Genomic DNA, 15,519 nt, shown 5'->3' on the forward strand with positions numbered 1-15,519 from the left:
GATAGACATGGCTCAAACAGCCTCAAAAAAATGGCTAGGCGTAGGCTTAGTCGTTGTAGTCCTTATTGTTGCTTTATTCTTTTGGAATAAACATCGCCAAAGTGGCTCAAATGAACTTGTGATTGGTATTAGCCCACCATTTGCAAAAACTTTACAAGCTGCTGCCGATGAAGCAAAGAAACAGGGTTTAAATGTAAAACTGGTCGAATTTTCTGACTGGAATACACCAAACATTACTTTAAATCACGGGGATATTGATGCGAACTTTTTCCAGCACCAACCTTTCTTAGATAATGCAATTAAAGAAACTGGCTTTAAATTAAAGGCATTTGCAGTGGGTGCAGCATCACATGTGGGACTTTATTCAAAGAAGTACAAAAGCTTAGATGAATTGCCACCAAACGCGCGCGTAGTCATTCCAAATGATCCAGTCAATCAAGGTCGTGCCCTGCTACTCTTACAGCAAGCTAAATTAATAACGCTTAAAGATTCAAATAATCATTTATCTGCACTAAAAGATGTAGTTTCAAACCCTAAAAATTTGCAATTCGTAGAGGTTGAAGGACCACAAACTGCTCGTGCAATTGATGATGTTGACTTGGCTTTTGGCTATCCGCATTACCTACGCTTAGCAAAAACAGCTGACCCTGAAAGTGCACTTCTACTTGATGACAATACCAATAAACGTTATGCAATTTTGTTTGTAGTGCGTGATGACTACCAAGATAAGGGCGACAAATTAAAGAAATTTGTTGAGATCTATCAAAACTCGCCAAAAGTTAAAGCTGTGTTAGATGCTGAGATTGGGCCAACACTTTGGTTCCCTGGCTGGAAGTAATAACGGAAAGATTATGGCGATTCAGTTCAAACAGCATAAACCTTGGTTACTCGGAATTACGATTTTAATCGTAGTTCTGGGCCTCGTAGGTTACCGTTATATTAAAAATAAACAAGCCGATGATGTTTTAACGATCGGGATTAGCCCGCCTTATGCTGAGCTATTACAAAGCGTTGCCAATGAAGTAGAAAAGCAAGGTGTTCATGTCGAACTCGTTGAATTTTCTGATTGGCGAGCACCCAATGTTGCCGTACAAAACGGCGATATTGATGCGAACTTTTTCCAGCAAAGCGTATTTCTACGTAATGCTGTTAAAGAAACGGGCTATGACCTACATGCATTTGGTGTGGGTTCAGGAAGTCATGTCGGTTTATATTCAAAAAAATATAAATCACTTGAAGACCTTCCTTCAAAAGCACGTGTAGCTATTCCAAACGATCCGGTCAATTTAGCCCGTGCTTTAATTTTATTGCACCGTGCAGGTTTAATTCAACTTAAAGACATTAATAATGAACTTTCAACCACTCAAGACATTATTGCTAATCCCAAACAGCTAAGCTTTGTTGAGGTTGAAGGCCCTCAAACAGCACATGCATATAACGATGTCGATTTAATTTTCGGCTTCCCTCACTACTTAAAAATGGCAAAGGTAACCGACCCACATAGCGCATTATTTTTAGATCCAATCGATAAAAAATATGCAATTTTGTTTGTGACCCGTCGCGATTACCAAGATAAAAACCAAAAACTTGCAACCTTTGTTAAAGCATTCCAGAACTCAAAACAAGCACAAGACATTCTGGATAAAGATTTTGGCCAAGGTATGTGGTTTCAAGGCTGGAAATAAGGAGAATGACAATGGTGAGTTTTGGATCACAAGTTGATTTTTCTCTACCCCATATCAAAATTCGTGGTTTAAATAAGTTTTACCAATCGCAGGGTCAAAAACTGCATGCCTTAAAAGAAATTAACCTTGATATTCCTCAAGGTAAGATTTTAGGCATTATTGGTAAAAGTGGTGCAGGAAAATCTTCCCTACTCCGCACTTTAAATGGCTTAGAACAAGTAAATACAGGCAGTATTCATATTCATCAACAAAACATTGCTGAATTGAGTCATGCCGAGCTTATTAAAACTCGCCAACGAATTGGAATGATTTTTCAACATTTCAATTTAATGTCTGCAAAAACAGTCTGGGAAAATGTGGCATTGCCTTTAAAAGTTTCCAATTACAACAAAGCAGATATCGACCAACGTGTAAATGAAGTTTTGGCACTCGTAGGTCTTGCAGATAAGTCTGGCTACTACCCATCGCAACTTTCAGGCGGACAAAAGCAACGTGTCGGTATTGCACGTGCACTTGTTCACCACCCAGAAATTTTGCTTTGTGATGAAGCCACCTCGGCACTTGACCCTGAAAGTACCGCCACTATTTTGGCTTTACTTAAAAAGATTAATCAGGAACTGGGTCTAACGATTGTACTCATCACTCATGAAATGCAGGTCATTCGAGAAATTTGTGATCAAGTGGTGGTGATTGATCAAGGTGAGATAGTAGAGGCTGGACAAGTTTGGTCTGTATTTTCACGACCAGAACAACAAATTACTCAAGAATTGTTAAACCTTGAGCAAATTACCCTGCCTTTTAAAATCAGTCCTCTACCCGATGAAGATTCGACTCATATTATTGTAAAACTGAAATATGAGGCTGAAGCACATCAGGTTCCAGATATTCAAGAATTACTTGCCAAATTTAAAGCGCCCATCAATTTATATCAAAGTCAGGTCGATACCATTCAAGGGCATATTATTGGTTCACTTTTAGTCGGTATTCCTAACGTAGAAATTGATATTTCATCTATACGACAAGATGCATTAACTGCAATTGCACAATTTGAGGTACTTGGCTATGCACGACCAGCTCATTGATTTATTAATTACTGGAACTGTAGATACCTTACTCATGGTAGGTGCATCTGCATTTATTGCTTTTTTAATTGGCTTACCGATTGCTGTTGTTTTAGTCAGTACTTCTGAGCACGGCATTCATCCGTCACAAAAGATTAATCAAGCTTTAGGTTGGGTCATCAACATTACTCGCTCTGTACCCTTTCTTATTTTAATGGTTGCGCTTATTCCGCTTACTCGCTGGATTGTGGGTACAAGTTATGGGGTTTGGGCAGCTGTTGTTCCGCTGACTATTGCTGCAATTCCTTTCTTTGCGCGTATTGCAGAAGTCAGCTTACGCGAAGTCGATCAAGGCTTAATTGAAGCTGCACAAGCCATGGGTTGTAACCGCAAACAAATTATTTGGCATGTACTTTTACCAGAGGCTTTGCCAGGTATTGTGGCAGGCTTTACCGTGACTATTGTGACTATGATTAACTCCTCTGCGATTGCTGGTGCTATTGGTGCAGGTGGTCTAGGAGACATTGCTTATCGTTATGGCTATCAACGTTTTGATATGCAAATTATGTTGGCTGTAATTTTAGTGCTTATTGTTTTAGTCATGTTAGTACAAGCGACTGGTGATGCATTAGCCCAGCAACTTGATAAACGTAAAGTTTAAAAGCAATACAACCCTGCTCTAGCCATGACTTTGTCATGGCTTTCATGTAAAATCAGCGACAATTTTTAATTTACACATTTGTGAGTGGTTTTCATGGGTTTTAATTGCGGTATTGTTGGTCTGCCAAACGTAGGGAAATCTACCCTTTTCAATGCATTAACGAAAGCAGCGATTGCAGCGGAAAACTTCCCTTTCTGTACCATTGAACCAAACACAGGTATTGTTCCTGTACCAGATCCACGTTTAGACAAACTTGCTGCGATTGTTAAACCACAGCGTATTTTGCCAACTACAATGGAATTTGTGGACATTGCAGGTCTTGTTGCTGGTGCATCAAAAGGTGAAGGCTTAGGTAACCAATTCCTTGCTAACATTCGTGAAACTGATGCAATTGCACACGTTGTACGTTGTTTCGAAGACGAAAACGTGATTCACGTAAATGGTAAAATTGATCCGTTAGACGATATCGCAACCATCAATACTGAACTTGCGCTTGCCGATCTTGAAACTGTTGCTAAAGCAATTTTACGCTTAACTAAAGTTGCTAAAGGTGGTGACAAAGAAGCTGTAGCAACTAAAGCAGTTTTAGAAAAAATCCAACCATTACTTGACGAAGGTAAACCAGCGCGTGCAGCTGATTTATCTGATGACGAACGCAAATTAGTGCGTGGCTTTGGTTTAATGACTTTAAAACCAACGATGTATATTGCAAACGTTGCAGAAGACGGTTTTGAAAACAACCCACACTTAGACGCAGTTAAAAAACTTGCGTCTGAAGAAAACGCAATTGTTGTTCCTCTTTGCAACCAAATCGAAGCTGAAATTTCATTATTAGAAGATGAAGATCGTGCTGAGTTTTTAGAAGCAATGGGCATGGAAGAACCAGGCTTAAATGTGGTTATTCGTGCAGGTTATGCGCTTTTAGGTTTACAGACTTATTTCACTGCTGGTGTACAAGAAGTTCGTGCATGGACAGTAAAAGTTGGCGCAACCGCTCCTCAAGCAGCTGGTGTGATTCATACTGACTTCGAAAAAGGCTTTATCCGTGCTGAAGTTGTTGCATACGATGACTTTGTACAATACAACGGTGAAAACGGCGCTAAAGAAGCTGGTAAATGGCGTTTAGAAGGTAAAACTTACGTTGTTCAAGATGGCGATGTAATGCACTTCCGTTTTAACGTATAAGTTAAAGCTAAAAAAGCCCCAATATGTTGGGGCTTTTTTACATTTAATGATTAACATCCATCGCCTCTCGTTTACTGCGCGCCTCTTGTAAAATACGTGCATGCAAAGGCTTTCTAAAACCTAGCATAAATATAAATTCTGCCAATACAAATAACGGCCCTATCGCAAGTCCAATCACATCATCAACAAAAGCCGGTTTTTTCTTTTCAAAATAATGTCCCACAAACTGAAAGACCCAACCGACAACAAAGAAGCCAATACTTGCTGCTAACCATTCTCCTAAAGACAATTGAGCAATTTGGCTCGCCAGTGGATACACAGCAGCTAAAAGAACGAGCATGAGTAAGCCAAATACTTTATCTAAAATAAAATAATAGATAGTACTAGCTGCAATCAGGACTATGGCTAAAGTCAGTTTAAAACTACCAATATCGACTCCAGCTCTTACGGTTAAACATAAAATTGAAAACACGATCAGCGGAATACCAATATAATGCGTCAATATATTTTTATGATTTAAATGATAAGCCGCATATTTGCTAAGCTCTTGCTCCAGATTTGACATGAGTTATTCCCTATTCACTTACATATAGTCATACTGTACATATAAGGAAAACGTAAAGTTGTCAGCTATTTGACAAAGTAATGAATTTTTTCATGGATGACCGAATATTGGACCTAATTTATATTAATCGACTAAAAGAAAACACATGGTTTAGTGTGCTTCCAGAAGCATTCCAAAACTTTATTTTAGAACATGGCAAACAAATCACCTTTGAGAAAAATAGCTATGTTTTCCATGCTCAAGATCTATTTGATGGCATTTATACTGTACTTGAAGGCTCAATTAGTTTGGGTTATGTCGACGTAAATGGTAATGAAGCACTTTCTGCAATTGCTGAGCCGATTATGTGGTTTGGTGAAATATCTTTAATTGATCATGAACCGCGCTCACATGATGCGATTGCCTTGAAAAAAAGCACAGTACTACATATTCCAGCGAAGCCTTTAAATGAGCTACTCAAGGACAATCCATATTATTGGTACTATTTTGCACGTTTAACCAGTCAAAAACTCAGGTACGTTTTCTTAGAACAGATTGCTATCCAAACATGTAGTATTTCTCAAAGGCTGGCTCAGCGCCTTCTATTCATTTTAGAAGGATATGGGAATCATATTCTTATTCAAGATCATCACATACATATTTCTCAAGAACAGTTGGCAAATATGCTGACTACATCTAGACAGACAATCAATCATGAGCTGAGCCTGCTCGAAAAACAGAAAATCATCAGAATTGCTTTTAGAAAAATTGAGATTCTAGATATTGAGAAATTGAAAGTAGTTGCTCAAGCGCAATCCTAATTTTGTAAAAGCGGCTAAATAATAAAAACTTAAAATTAAATTAAAAAAATAGATAACACTGCAAATCAAAACATTGTTCAAACTCTATTTCCACAAAATAAATGTGTTAAAGCAGATATTTTCACCCTACACTCAAGCTGAGCAATAATACTCAACAAGGCGCTGATTAACATGAAAAAATTATCAACAATTCTTACAGCAGGCGTATTGGCTATGTTAAGTGTTTCGGCATTTGCATGTCCAAAAGGAACTCAACTACAAGGCGGTACAGGACCGAATCACAAAGGTGGAAAATGTGTAGCGGTACATGGAAAAGCTACCGCTCAAAAAGCCAAGAAAGAGGTAACTAAAACTAAACAGGATGTTAAAAAAGACTTAAGCACTCAAAAACATGATGCAATGACCAGCGCGACTCATGCTCAACATGAATCACAGCAAATGACTCATCAAATGAAACAAGATGCTGTGAAGACTGCAAACACCGCTAAAGCTGCCACAAAACCGTAATTCACATTCACTCATTATCGTTTAAAAGCAAAAAAAGCGAGATTGATCATCTCGCTTTTTTATATGTATAGGCTTTATTTAGGAGATGTGTTTCCTAAATTCGGGTTTTCAATCGCTTCCTTACACTGTTGTTTATCACGCTCATAATCTGCCTGTTTCTGAGCAACCGAACTATTATTTTCAAGCGTTTCGCGCGCCCATACATCTAGACTCGTTAAAGCTTTACGGCAAAGCGCATATTTACCTTCAGTGACCGAATCTGTCATTTTCACATTGATACGCCAGTCTGTACTCAATTGGCGTAAAGGTTTACGAACTTTATCATCAATTTGGCTGAGTTGTTTTTCATAAACTAAATGCTCAACCGTGTTAATTAATGTCCATGCTTTTTGAGCATAAACAGTTGCATCATTGGTTAGTTTCGGTGCTGGCTTAATTTCTACTTTTTTTTCTGCACCTTGATTACCATTATCACAGCCCTGCAATGTAAAAATACCTGCACTCATCATGGCGATATAAACTAAACGAATCTTTGCCTTGAACATATCAAACTGCCGATTAAACATTTCGGCACTATGCTATTAAATTCGGCTACAATACTCAATCTTTCAAGTATTTTTATCATTTGGTTTATTGCCAAGGTGTATTGTGTCCGAACAACAATTGATGCCTGCCCAAACAGCAACTTTTTGGCAAGGCGCCAAAGATAGCCAAGCTATCGTACTCACTTATTTACCCGTTTCTTTTGCCTTTGGCGTTTCTGCATCTCAGTTTGGTTTTACACCATGGGAAGCTTTTTTTCTATCTTGTTCAATGTATGCCGGCGCTAGCCAATTTTTGGTTGTCGCGCTTTTGGCTAGCGGTTCATCCATCTGGCTAACAGCATTAACAGTTATTGCACTAGATATTCGCCATGTCCTTTATGGACCTGCTCTATACAACCTGATTCCAAACAAATTAAATCTTAAGAAAACTGCAGTATGGGCTTGGGGCTTAACCGATGAAGTTTTTGCCAGTGGAATGATCCAACTTTCACAGCGCAGACAACAATGGTCCGAGTCTTGGATGCTTGGCTTAAGCCTATTTAGTTGGATGGCTTGGGCAAGTGGCTCTTTGTTAGGTGGATTATTTGCCGATCAAGTTGCTCATTTGCCAAAGTTTTTACAAGCAGCTTTAGACTTCTTATTACCTGCTTTATTTTTAAGTTTTTTATTAGCGGCCTTTGAGCGAAAGCATAGCCTTGTTGTTGCTGTATCATTATTGGTTTCAGCCTTGGCTTGTTATTGGATTAACTTATCAGCTGCTATTTTTATTGGTATTTTTTCAGGCATTTTAGCTGGTCTATTTAAACATTATGTGCTGAAACAACATGATGAGGTTGAGGCTTAATATGAACCTAGAAATTATTTTGGTCGGCATTATTGTAGGCATAGCCAATTTTGCTTCACGCTTTGGACCTTTTTTCGTAATACAAAAACTACAGGGCAACCAACAAAGACGCGGCTCAATCTGGATCAAAATTGCTTTGGGAAGTATTGGAATATCTGCAATTAGTGCCATGCTTGTAGTTGCTACCCTTCCACCTCTCCTTGAAACTCCCAATAAGAGTTTCGCAATGCTTATCGGTTTTTTAGTTTTAGCAGGTCTTTATTTTAAATTTAAGAAAATCGTACCAGCAACTTTAACTGCCGCAATTGTTTATGGTCTGATCTATACTTATTTACCTTTATAAATAGATAAACTTATCTTCCTTATATAAAATAAAATCTGGCCAGAGGCGTTTAAGATTGAAACTTCTGGCTTGGAAAATTTAATTTTTGAATTGATTAAAAAGATAACCTTAGCTACTTAATAGAGATAAAAATGTCACAAGTTAAAATTTATGCAAATGAACAAACCATTATGCAGTACCGAGAATTACTTTCTCATGCAATCCATCAGGCGCTTATTGAAGAATTGAAATATCCTGTTGAGAAAAGATTTCAACGTTTTATTAGCCTTAAACCAGAAAATTTCATTTACCCTTCTGACAGAAGCCAGCATTACATTATTATTGAACTTTCAATGTTTGCAGGCCGCAGTGCAGCCACTAAAAAGCAGCTTATCCAAACCTTATTTCGTAATATTCAAGAACAATGTAGAATTTCTCCACAAGACATTGAAATTACTATTTTTGAAACACCTAAAGAAAATTGGGGCATCCGTGGTAAAAATGCGGATGAATTGCTTTTAAACTATCAGGTTAATATCTAAAAACCACTTTTTTTAATTGTCCGACAAAATTACTTTTTTTATGCATGATAAGGCTTAACTCCACCATAAGTTCTGCTATGCTTAAAAAAATAATTTTGTCAGGATGATTCGCATGAGCGTGACACTCGGTACCCCACTTCAATCTTCTGCATTTAAAGTTTTATTGTTAGGTTCAGGAGAGCTTGGCAAAGAAGTTGTAATTTCCTTACAACGCCTTGGTGTAGAAGTACATGCAGCCGACCGTTATGATCATGCACCAGCAATGCAAGTTGCACATTTTTCTTATGTGTTAAACATGGCAGATCCTGCCCAATTAAAACAACTCATCGAGAAAATTAAGCCAAATTTAATTGTTCCAGAAATTGAAGCAATTGCGACAGAGGTTTTATTTGAAATTGAAGCGAGCAAAGTAGCAACTGTCATCCCTTCTGCTAAAGCTGTAAACCTCACAATGAACCGTGAAGGCATCCGCCGTCTTGCGGCTGAAGAACTTGGCCTACCTACTTCTGCTTATCGTTTTGCTGATACGCTCGAAAGCTTTCGCGCCGCTTGCGATGACATCGGTTATCCAAACTTTGTAAAACCGGTCATGTCTTCTTCAGGTAAAGGTCAGTCTCGTGTAAAAAGTTTCGATGAAGTCGATGCTGCATGGGAATATGCAATGCAAGGTGGCCGTGTTAACCAAGGTACGGTCATTATTGAATCTCAAATTGATTTTGATTTTGAAATTACATTACTTACCGTTCGCGCTAAAAACCCTGAAACTGGTGAAATTGAAACTCATTACTGTGACCCAATTGGTCACCGCCAAGATGCCGGTGATTATGTAGAAAGCTGGCAACCTCAACCAATGACGGCGGCGGCACTCGAAGAAGCAAAACGTATTGCAAATAAAGTGACAACTGCACTTGGTGGCTGTGGTATTTTTGGTGTAGAACTGTTTATTAAAGGTGACAAGGTTTGGTTTAGTGAAGTCTCACCTCGCCCACACGATACAGGACTCGTAACTTTAGCATCTCAGTTTCAAAGTGAATTTGAACTGCATGCACGTGCAATTTTAGGTTTACCTGTAAACACAGCACGCCACAGTGTTGCAGCAAGTGCAGTAATTTATGCTGGAGTTGATGCCAGCAATTTAAGTTATAGCAATCTCAATGTAGCTTTAACACACCCAGACACCGATTTACGCCTGTTTGGCAAACCAGAAGGTTTCAAACGTCGTCGTATGGGTGTAGCAACCGCTCGTGCTGAAAATACTGATCTTGCTCGTACTTTAGCGAAAGAAACCGCTGATCAAGTAAGCGTTCAAACAAACTCATAATTTTTACTTATTGGTAGACCCATTTTCATGATCAATATATCGCCATTGTTGAACTATGTCTCAAGTCATCATGATATTAAAGCCATTAATCAATGGCGAACGGATGTAGAAAAGCAGTTGCAAGATTCATATGAAAATGGACAATCTATTCGTGAAATCATTAAAGCCCGTTCAGATTTAGTAGATGAAGCACTGATCTTTTTATGGAAACATGCTGAACTCAATCAGACAGAACTGGGCCTTTTTGCTGTAGGTGGTTATGGGCGCCGTGAAATGTTGCCCTATTCCGACGTCGATATCATGATCCTATCGGAGCATGAAATTAACGAAGAAAACGAAAAACGTATCTCTACATTTATTTCTTCTTTATGGGACGTTGGCAATTTCAAACCCGGCATTAGTGTTCGCACTATTCAAAGCTGTGTTGAACAGGCCGCTACCGATTTAACCGTTGCGACAACTTTAATTGAGGCGCGGTTAATTACTGGCAATAGTCAGCTTGCGAAGTGGCCTCGCCGTATTGTTTCACAGACATGGACTGACAAAACATTCTATGACGCAAAAATGGCCGAACAAGCCAAGCGTTACCATCAACACAACAATACTGAAAGTAATTTAGAACCCGACATTAAAAACGCACCGGGCGGTATTCGTGACATTAACCAAATTGGCTGGATTGCTAAACGTCACTTTCGCGTAAACCGTATTTATGACTTAGTGCATTTAGGTTTCATTTCAGAGTTTGAATTGGCAGTTTTAGAAGAAGCTGAAAGTTTTCTTTGGGAAATTCGACATCATTTACACCGTTTAGCTAAACGGGATGAAAACCGTTTACTCTTTGACCACCAAAGGGAAATTGCCGCCAAATTTGGATATGTGCGTCAAGAAGGCCAACCTGTAAATTATGGTGTTGAGCAGTTCATGAAACGCTACTACCGTACGGCGCAACAGGTTTCAACACTCAATGAAATGTTGCTGGCATATTTTAGCGAGTCAGTGATTACTCCTCGACTCCCCAACTATGAACGCAAAATTGAAGTTGTTAACGATCACTTTAAAATTGTCGATAATAAACTTGCCGTACAACATCATAAAATATTCGCAGAGCATCCAAGCGCGATTTTAGAGTTGTTCTATATTTTAGCCAATCGACCAGATATTGAAGGAATTCGCGCTCGGACTTTACGCTTACTTATTCTTGCTGCGAAACGAATCAACCGAAGTTATCGTGATAATCCAGAACATCAAGCACTGTTTATGTCGATTATTCGCTCACCATATCGTTTATACGATACCTTGGTTGCGATGAAACGATATGGTGTTTTAGGAAACTATATTCCTGCTTTTGGCCAAATTATGGGCCTTATGCAATATGACCTATTCCATATCTATACGGTCGATGCTCATACATTATTATTACTGCGTAATTTAAATCGTTTTAGAGAACCAGAATTTGCCAAAGAATTCCCTGTAGTAAGTTCAGTTTTCCAACGTCTTGCCCGTCAAGATATTGTCTTTATTGCTGCTTTATTCCATGACATCGCAAAAGGACGCGGTGGTGATCATAGCGAACTTGGCGCAGAAGACGCAATTGAGTTTGGCCGTGCACATGGCTTTACAGAGCGTGAATGTAAATTAATTGCATGGCTTATTCAAAACCATTTGCTCATGTCCTTGACCGCTCAGAAAAAAGATATTTCTGATCCTGATGTCGTGAAAGATTTTGCAGAAAAACTGGGCGATATGGAGCATCTTGATTATCTATATACCTTAACGGTTGCCGATATTAACGCGACAAATCCAAAACTATGGAACACATGGCGCGCTTCTCTCATGCGTCAACTTTATACGCACGCTCGTGATGTAATCCGTACAGGTTTAGGCCGTCCTGTTGACTACCAAATGCTGATTGAAGACACCAAGTTTGCAGCAAGTGAATTGCTGGTAAATAACTTCGCATTGGCAGATGTCGAAAAAGTTTGGCAAGAACTTGGTGATGAATACTTCATTAAAGAATCGGCAGATGAAATTGCATGGCACACACAAGCGATTTTAAAACACGGCGATAATCCGGAGCCATTAGTGCTCTTGCGTGCTCACCGTAAAGCAGCTCAAGATGCAGTGCAAATCTTTATTTATACACGCGATCAACCTAATCTGTTTGCCACCACTGTTGCCGTTTTAGACCGAATGAACTTAGACGTTCAGGATGCAAAAATTATCACGGCAAGTACAGCATTTAGCTTAGACACTTATGTTGTACTTGATCGTTTCGGGACATTGCTTACCGACCCAGAACGTGAAGAAACCGTTAAAAATGCATTAGTGAAAGCCCTTAGTCAACCAGACCAATATCCGGGACTCATGCAACGTCGCATTCCACGTCAATTACGTCACTTCGATATTGAAAATACAGTCGACGTAACATTAAATGAAGCCTTACAGCAAAATATGGTCGAAATTTCAACACTCGATCACCCCGGCCTACTTGCACGCGTGGGTGGTTTATTTATGATGCAAGGTTTAGACATCCATTCAGCCCGAATCGCAACTTTAGGTGAACGTGCCGAAGATATTTTCTTTGTCACCAAAAAAGATGGGAAACCGCTGAATAACGAAGAGGTCAAACTCTTCTCGGAAAAACTGAAAGCTGCATTAGATGAAGCATCTAATCAAATTTGTCAGCACTGAAACTCAACTACTTGGTAACTGTTTAATGAACTCTAGCTTGTCGTTATTACACCCGTACCCATTTGAAAAGTTAAACCAACTTTTTAAGGATACTACTCCTGCTAACCTTCCCTTGATTCCTCTATCAATTGGCGAACCTAAGCATCCAGCACCAGAGTTTGTTAAACAGGCTATTATTGATAACTTTAACCATTTATCAACTTATCCAAACAGCAAAGGCTTACCTGAGCTTCGCCAAAGCATTGCAGATTGGTTAACTAAGCGCTTTAAACTTAACAGCATTAGCGCTGAAAACCACATTTTGCCCGTCTCTGGTACACGTGAAGGGATTTTCTCTTTTGTACAGGCATTAATTAATCGTGAAGATGCACCTTATGTGGTGATGCCGAACCCATTTTATCAAATTTATGAAGGTGCGGCTTTACTTGCAGGTGCAAAGCCATACTTCATTAATTGCACAGAAGAAAATGGCTATTTAGGCGACTTTGATGCTGTACCAGCCGAAGTTTGGGAAAAGACAGCCCTTCTTTTTGTATGTACACCGGGTAACCCAACAGGTACTGTGCTTTCTAAAGAACAATTTAAAAAGCTAATTGCCTTATCTGATCAATATAATTTCGTTATTGCTTCTGATGAATGCTATTCAGAGCTTTGGTTTGACCAAGCACCTACTGGTCTATTAGAAGTTTGTGCTGAGCTTGGACGTGATGACTACAAAAACTGTATCGTATTTCATTCACTTTCAAAGCGTTCAAACTTACCGGGTTTGCGCTCAGGTTTTGTAGCGGGTGATGCCGATCTGTTAAAGCCATATTTGCAATACCGCACCTATCACGGCGCTGCAATGCCAGTACAACACCAGCTTGCTTCAATCGCAGCGTGGAACGATGAAAACCATGTTGAAGAAAACCGTAAGCAATATCGTGCAAAGTTTGATTTATTCCAATCTGAGCTAGGTCATCTCCTCCCATTACAAAAACCTGATGCCGGTTTTTATTACTGGTTAAAAGTCGATAATGATGAAACTTTTGCCAAGATGCTGATGGAAAAAGCACACATTAAAGTTTTACCGGGTCGTTATCTATCTCGTGATACCGAACAAGGTAACCCTGGTGCCAATCATGTGCGTATGGCTTTAGTAGCAGATTTGGCACAATGTGAAGAAGTTGTTAAACGTTTAAAAGCGATTCTTTAAACCCAGCAAAATTGCATAGCCTTCATTTTGTTTAGAAGGCTATGCGATCTGCTTTAACTATAGGCAACCAATAACACTGCGAAAAAAATGAAAGCCAGACTGGAGCAATAATATATTCCTCTAGCAGAGCGTTTAATCTGTGCTAATACACGCTCTTGACGCAATAAACGAACTAATAATAAATTCCACCCGAAAACCACTCCTGTCATCCATATACTCATTAGTAATTTTTGAAATAAGCTAAATTCCTGTTGAATAAGTAGCATTAAACTACTATAAAACATAATATTTTTAGGATTAAGAAGACTAGATTGCAAACCCAGAGCCAAGCTTTTAACTTTACTCTTATAACTAGACTCTTGTTCAACCAAACTATTTTCAGCAACAGTAATATTTAAGTTTGTTCCTTGAGTGGCTCTAAAACAAAGAAAACTCAAATAAACTAAATATCCAGCCCCCAGCCATTTAAGTACTAAAAGAATCGTTGTGCTTAAATTGCCAAGCACCATAAATCCAAATATACACACCATTAAGATAACAGCATTACCCAAAGTAATTCCCAGAATAACGCCATAGGTATAACGCGCTCCTTTTTGCAAAAGACTGGTCAAAATAAGAAAAAAATCTGGACCTGGAGATAGTAGTGCTAAAAAGTGAGTAAAGGCGATAACCAAAAAAACTTCCATAACGATTTCATCTTTAAAATTGTATGGAGTAGCTTAAAAATAGAGAAAAATAATTTCTTGTAAATTATTGCGCGGCTGCAAGTTGAAACTGTCGAGGAGTAATTCCCGTATGTGCTTTAAAAGCTTTATGAAAATGGCTTTGATCACTAAAGCCTAAATTGACAGCTAGCTCTGCGAGTGAAATCCCTTGCTTTAATTGAGCTCTGGCTTGATTAATCTTTAAATTAATTTGAAATGCATGTGGAGTTAAACCAACATTGGCCTTGAATAAACGAATGATTGCATATCGACTAAGACCAACCTGCTCTGCAAGCTCTTCAAGAGAAATAAATCGTTCTGACGATTTAATAATATGAATTAAGTCCAAAAAATCTTCATACAAATATTCAGTTTTTTGTATTTCTTGTAATACGAAATGAGGGAGTAACAGCTGGGTAAGGCAATAGATCAGCGACTGTTCTTTTTCAATAATTAATTTTTCAGGATCAAATAAAGTTTCATTCATATCAGAAAAAGCCTGATATAAAGTTTCTTCTTTTATTATGAGCGGCTTATGCTGAGGCAGATGCAAATCCAGACCATGTTCTCGAAATTCTGAATACAGCTGATTTAACCACCTTATGTCCAAATGTAGCATTTGGTAACTCCAAGCCTGATCCGGCAAAGGGTTACATGAATGCTTAATATGTGCTGGTACAATCACCAAAGTACCAGCATCAATCTTTTGGGGCGTACCAAATGAACTATGAAAAACGCTATTCCCCTCGTCTATAGCCCCGATAGAAAACGTTGGATGACTATGAGACTTATAACACGTTCGGCTAAAACAGGATCTTCTGGTTTCAACATACGGCATTCGCCCATCTTGCCAAAACTCAAAAGCTTGAGGAATAGCGTTCATTTAAACGA

17 protein-coding genes are annotated in these 15,519 nt (G+C 38.8%); 13 read left to right on the top strand and 4 right to left on the bottom strand.

From position 1 onward, the window contains the following. Nucleotides 1–7: 7 nt before the first annotated feature. The 5 genes from F928_RS14225 to ychF all read left to right on the top strand — a co-directional run bounded on the left by F928_RS14225 (nt 8) and on the right by ychF (nt 4,592). Nucleotides 8–838: a MetQ/NlpA family ABC transporter substrate-binding protein gene (locus F928_RS14225; RefSeq protein WP_005076385.1), complete on the top strand. Its 831-nt coding sequence runs from the start codon at nt 8–10 to the stop codon at nt 836–838. A gap of 13 nt (nt 839–851) precedes the next feature. Continuing rightward, entirely contained in the window at nt 852–1,685 is an 834-nt protein-coding gene (gene metQ / locus F928_RS14230; protein ID WP_005076387.1) for a MetQ/NlpA family ABC transporter substrate-binding protein, read from the top strand. 5 nt (nt 1,686–1,690) lie between these two features. Continuing rightward, nucleotides 1,691–2,767: a methionine ABC transporter ATP-binding protein gene (locus tag F928_RS14235; RefSeq protein WP_080632718.1), complete on the top strand. Its 1,077-nt coding sequence runs from the start codon at nt 1,691–1,693 to the stop codon at nt 2,765–2,767. After that, nucleotides 2,748–3,407 carry a methionine ABC transporter permease gene (gene metI / locus F928_RS14240; protein ID WP_005069679.1) on the top strand — a complete coding sequence of 220 codons (660 nt, stop codon included), beginning with the start codon at nt 2,748–2,750 and terminating at the stop codon, nt 3,405–3,407. The genes F928_RS14235 and metI overlap by 20 nt, the downstream gene beginning before the upstream one ends. A gap of 93 nt (nt 3,408–3,500) precedes the next feature. Then, nucleotides 3,501–4,592 carry a redox-regulated ATPase YchF gene (gene ychF, locus F928_RS14245; protein WP_005076392.1) on the top strand — a complete coding sequence of 364 codons (1,092 nt, stop codon included), beginning with the start codon at nt 3,501–3,503 and terminating at the stop codon, nt 4,590–4,592. Between the two features lie 43 nt (nt 4,593–4,635). Here ychF and F928_RS14250 read toward each other — a convergent pair whose 3' ends face one another. After that, nucleotides 4,636–5,157, bottom strand: a complete 522-nt coding sequence (locus F928_RS14250; protein ID WP_005076394.1) for an Mpo1 family 2-hydroxy fatty acid dioxygenase — start codon at nt 5,155–5,157, stop codon at nt 4,636–4,638. Between the two features lie 92 nt (nt 5,158–5,249). Here F928_RS14250 and ntcA point away from each other — a divergent pair, with 92 nt between their 5' ends. Both ntcA and F928_RS14260 read left to right on the top strand, forming a co-directional pair. After that, nucleotides 5,250–5,957: a Crp/Fnr family transcriptional regulator gene (gene ntcA, locus F928_RS14255; RefSeq protein ID WP_005076396.1), complete on the top strand. Its 708-nt coding sequence runs from the start codon at nt 5,250–5,252 to the stop codon at nt 5,955–5,957. Nucleotides 5,958–6,128: 171 nt separating this feature from the next. After that, nucleotides 6,129–6,464 (top strand): hypothetical protein, encoded by a 336-nt coding sequence (locus tag F928_RS14260; protein ID WP_005076398.1) that lies wholly within the window; start codon nt 6,129–6,131, stop codon nt 6,462–6,464. Between the two features lie 74 nt (nt 6,465–6,538). Here F928_RS14260 and F928_RS14265 read toward each other — a convergent pair whose 3' ends face one another. Continuing rightward, complete coding sequence (locus F928_RS14265; RefSeq protein WP_025465550.1) at nt 6,539–7,009, bottom strand: hypothetical protein; 471 nt, start codon at nt 7,007–7,009, stop codon at nt 6,539–6,541. A 121-nt stretch (nt 7,010–7,130) separates the two neighbouring features. Between F928_RS14265 and F928_RS14270 the strand changes: the two genes are divergently transcribed. From F928_RS14270 to dapC, 6 genes are all read left to right on the top strand, one after another. Beyond that, entirely contained in the window at nt 7,131–7,853 is a 723-nt protein-coding gene (locus F928_RS14270; RefSeq protein ID WP_016806172.1) for an AzlC family ABC transporter permease, read from the top strand. Nucleotide 7,854: 1 nt separating this feature from the next. Then, nucleotides 7,855–8,196, top strand: coding sequence for an L-valine transporter subunit YgaH (gene ygaH / locus F928_RS14275; RefSeq protein WP_001047275.1), 342 nt, complete (start codon nt 7,855–7,857; stop codon nt 8,194–8,196). Between the two features lie 131 nt (nt 8,197–8,327). Further along, nucleotides 8,328–8,717 carry a tautomerase family protein gene (locus tag F928_RS14280; RefSeq protein ID WP_002114489.1) on the top strand — a complete coding sequence of 130 codons (390 nt, stop codon included), beginning with the start codon at nt 8,328–8,330 and terminating at the stop codon, nt 8,715–8,717. Nucleotides 8,718–8,820: 103 nt separating this feature from the next. Further along, nucleotides 8,821–10,038 carry a formate-dependent phosphoribosylglycinamide formyltransferase gene (gene purT / locus F928_RS14285; RefSeq protein ID WP_005802399.1) on the top strand — a complete coding sequence of 406 codons (1,218 nt, stop codon included), beginning with the start codon at nt 8,821–8,823 and terminating at the stop codon, nt 10,036–10,038. Nucleotides 10,039–10,065: 27 nt separating this feature from the next. Continuing rightward, a complete protein-coding gene (gene glnD / locus F928_RS14290; protein WP_002114151.1) occupies nt 10,066–12,729 on the top strand; it encodes a [protein-PII] uridylyltransferase in 2,664 nt (887 codons plus the stop codon). 25 nt (nt 12,730–12,754) lie between these two features. After that, nucleotides 12,755–13,924: a succinyldiaminopimelate transaminase gene (gene dapC, locus F928_RS14295; protein WP_025469676.1), complete on the top strand. Its 1,170-nt coding sequence runs from the start codon at nt 12,755–12,757 to the stop codon at nt 13,922–13,924. Nucleotides 13,925–13,977: 53 nt separating this feature from the next. On the opposite strand, the gene F928_RS14300 is transcribed toward dapC, so the two are convergent. Together F928_RS14300 and F928_RS14305 are read right to left on the bottom strand one after the other, a co-directional pair. Then, nucleotides 13,978–14,610 carry a LysE family translocator gene (locus F928_RS14300; RefSeq protein ID WP_005076407.1) on the bottom strand — a complete coding sequence of 211 codons (633 nt, stop codon included), beginning with the start codon at nt 14,608–14,610 and terminating at the stop codon, nt 13,978–13,980. Nucleotides 14,611–14,674: 64 nt separating this feature from the next. Further along, entirely contained in the window at nt 14,675–15,511 is an 837-nt protein-coding gene (locus tag F928_RS14305) for an AraC family transcriptional regulator (RefSeq protein ID WP_005076408.1), read from the bottom strand. Nucleotides 15,512–15,519 lie beyond the last annotated feature (8 nt).

Origin of the sequence: Acinetobacter pittii ATCC 19004 = CIP 70.29, from assembly GCF_000369045.1 — a bacterium.
GTDB classification, from domain to species: domain Bacteria; phylum Pseudomonadota; class Gammaproteobacteria; order Pseudomonadales; family Moraxellaceae; genus Acinetobacter; species Acinetobacter pittii.

Bases quoted from the DNA above. Each gene is read 5' to 3' on its own strand.
- F928_RS14225 (WP_005076385.1), top strand. From the start codon at position 8: ATGGCTCAAACAGCCTCAAAAAAATGGCTAGGCGTAGGCTTAGTCGTT.
- metQ (WP_005076387.1), top strand. From the start codon at position 852: ATGGCGATTCAGTTCAAACAGCATAAACCTTGGTTACTCGGAATTACG.
- F928_RS14235 (WP_080632718.1), top strand. From the start codon at position 1,691: ATGACAATGGTGAGTTTTGGATCACAAGTTGATTTTTCTCTACCCCAT.
- metI (WP_005069679.1), top strand. From the start codon at position 2,748: ATGCACGACCAGCTCATTGATTTATTAATTACTGGAACTGTAGATACC.
- ychF (WP_005076392.1), top strand. From the start codon at position 3,501: ATGGGTTTTAATTGCGGTATTGTTGGTCTGCCAAACGTAGGGAAATCT.
- F928_RS14250 (WP_005076394.1), bottom strand. From the start codon at position 5,157: ATGTCAAATCTGGAGCAAGAGCTTAGCAAATATGCGGCTTATCATTTA.
- ntcA (WP_005076396.1), top strand. From the start codon at position 5,250: ATGGATGACCGAATATTGGACCTAATTTATATTAATCGACTAAAAGAA.
- F928_RS14260 (WP_005076398.1), top strand. From the start codon at position 6,129: ATGAAAAAATTATCAACAATTCTTACAGCAGGCGTATTGGCTATGTTA.
- F928_RS14265 (WP_025465550.1), bottom strand. From the start codon at position 7,009: ATGTTCAAGGCAAAGATTCGTTTAGTTTATATCGCCATGATGAGTGCA.
- F928_RS14270 (WP_016806172.1), top strand. From the start codon at position 7,131: ATGCCTGCCCAAACAGCAACTTTTTGGCAAGGCGCCAAAGATAGCCAA.
- ygaH (WP_001047275.1), top strand. From the start codon at position 7,855: ATGAACCTAGAAATTATTTTGGTCGGCATTATTGTAGGCATAGCCAAT.
- F928_RS14280 (WP_002114489.1), top strand. From the start codon at position 8,328: ATGTCACAAGTTAAAATTTATGCAAATGAACAAACCATTATGCAGTAC.
- purT (WP_005802399.1), top strand. From the start codon at position 8,821: ATGATTCGCATGAGCGTGACACTCGGTACCCCACTTCAATCTTCTGCA.
- glnD (WP_002114151.1), top strand. From the start codon at position 10,066: ATGATCAATATATCGCCATTGTTGAACTATGTCTCAAGTCATCATGAT.
- dapC (WP_025469676.1), top strand. From the start codon at position 12,755: ATGAACTCTAGCTTGTCGTTATTACACCCGTACCCATTTGAAAAGTTA.
- F928_RS14300 (WP_005076407.1), bottom strand. From the start codon at position 14,610: ATGGAAGTTTTTTTGGTTATCGCCTTTACTCACTTTTTAGCACTACTA.
- F928_RS14305 (WP_005076408.1), bottom strand. From the start codon at position 15,511: ATGAACGCTATTCCTCAAGCTTTTGAGTTTTGGCAAGATGGGCGAATG.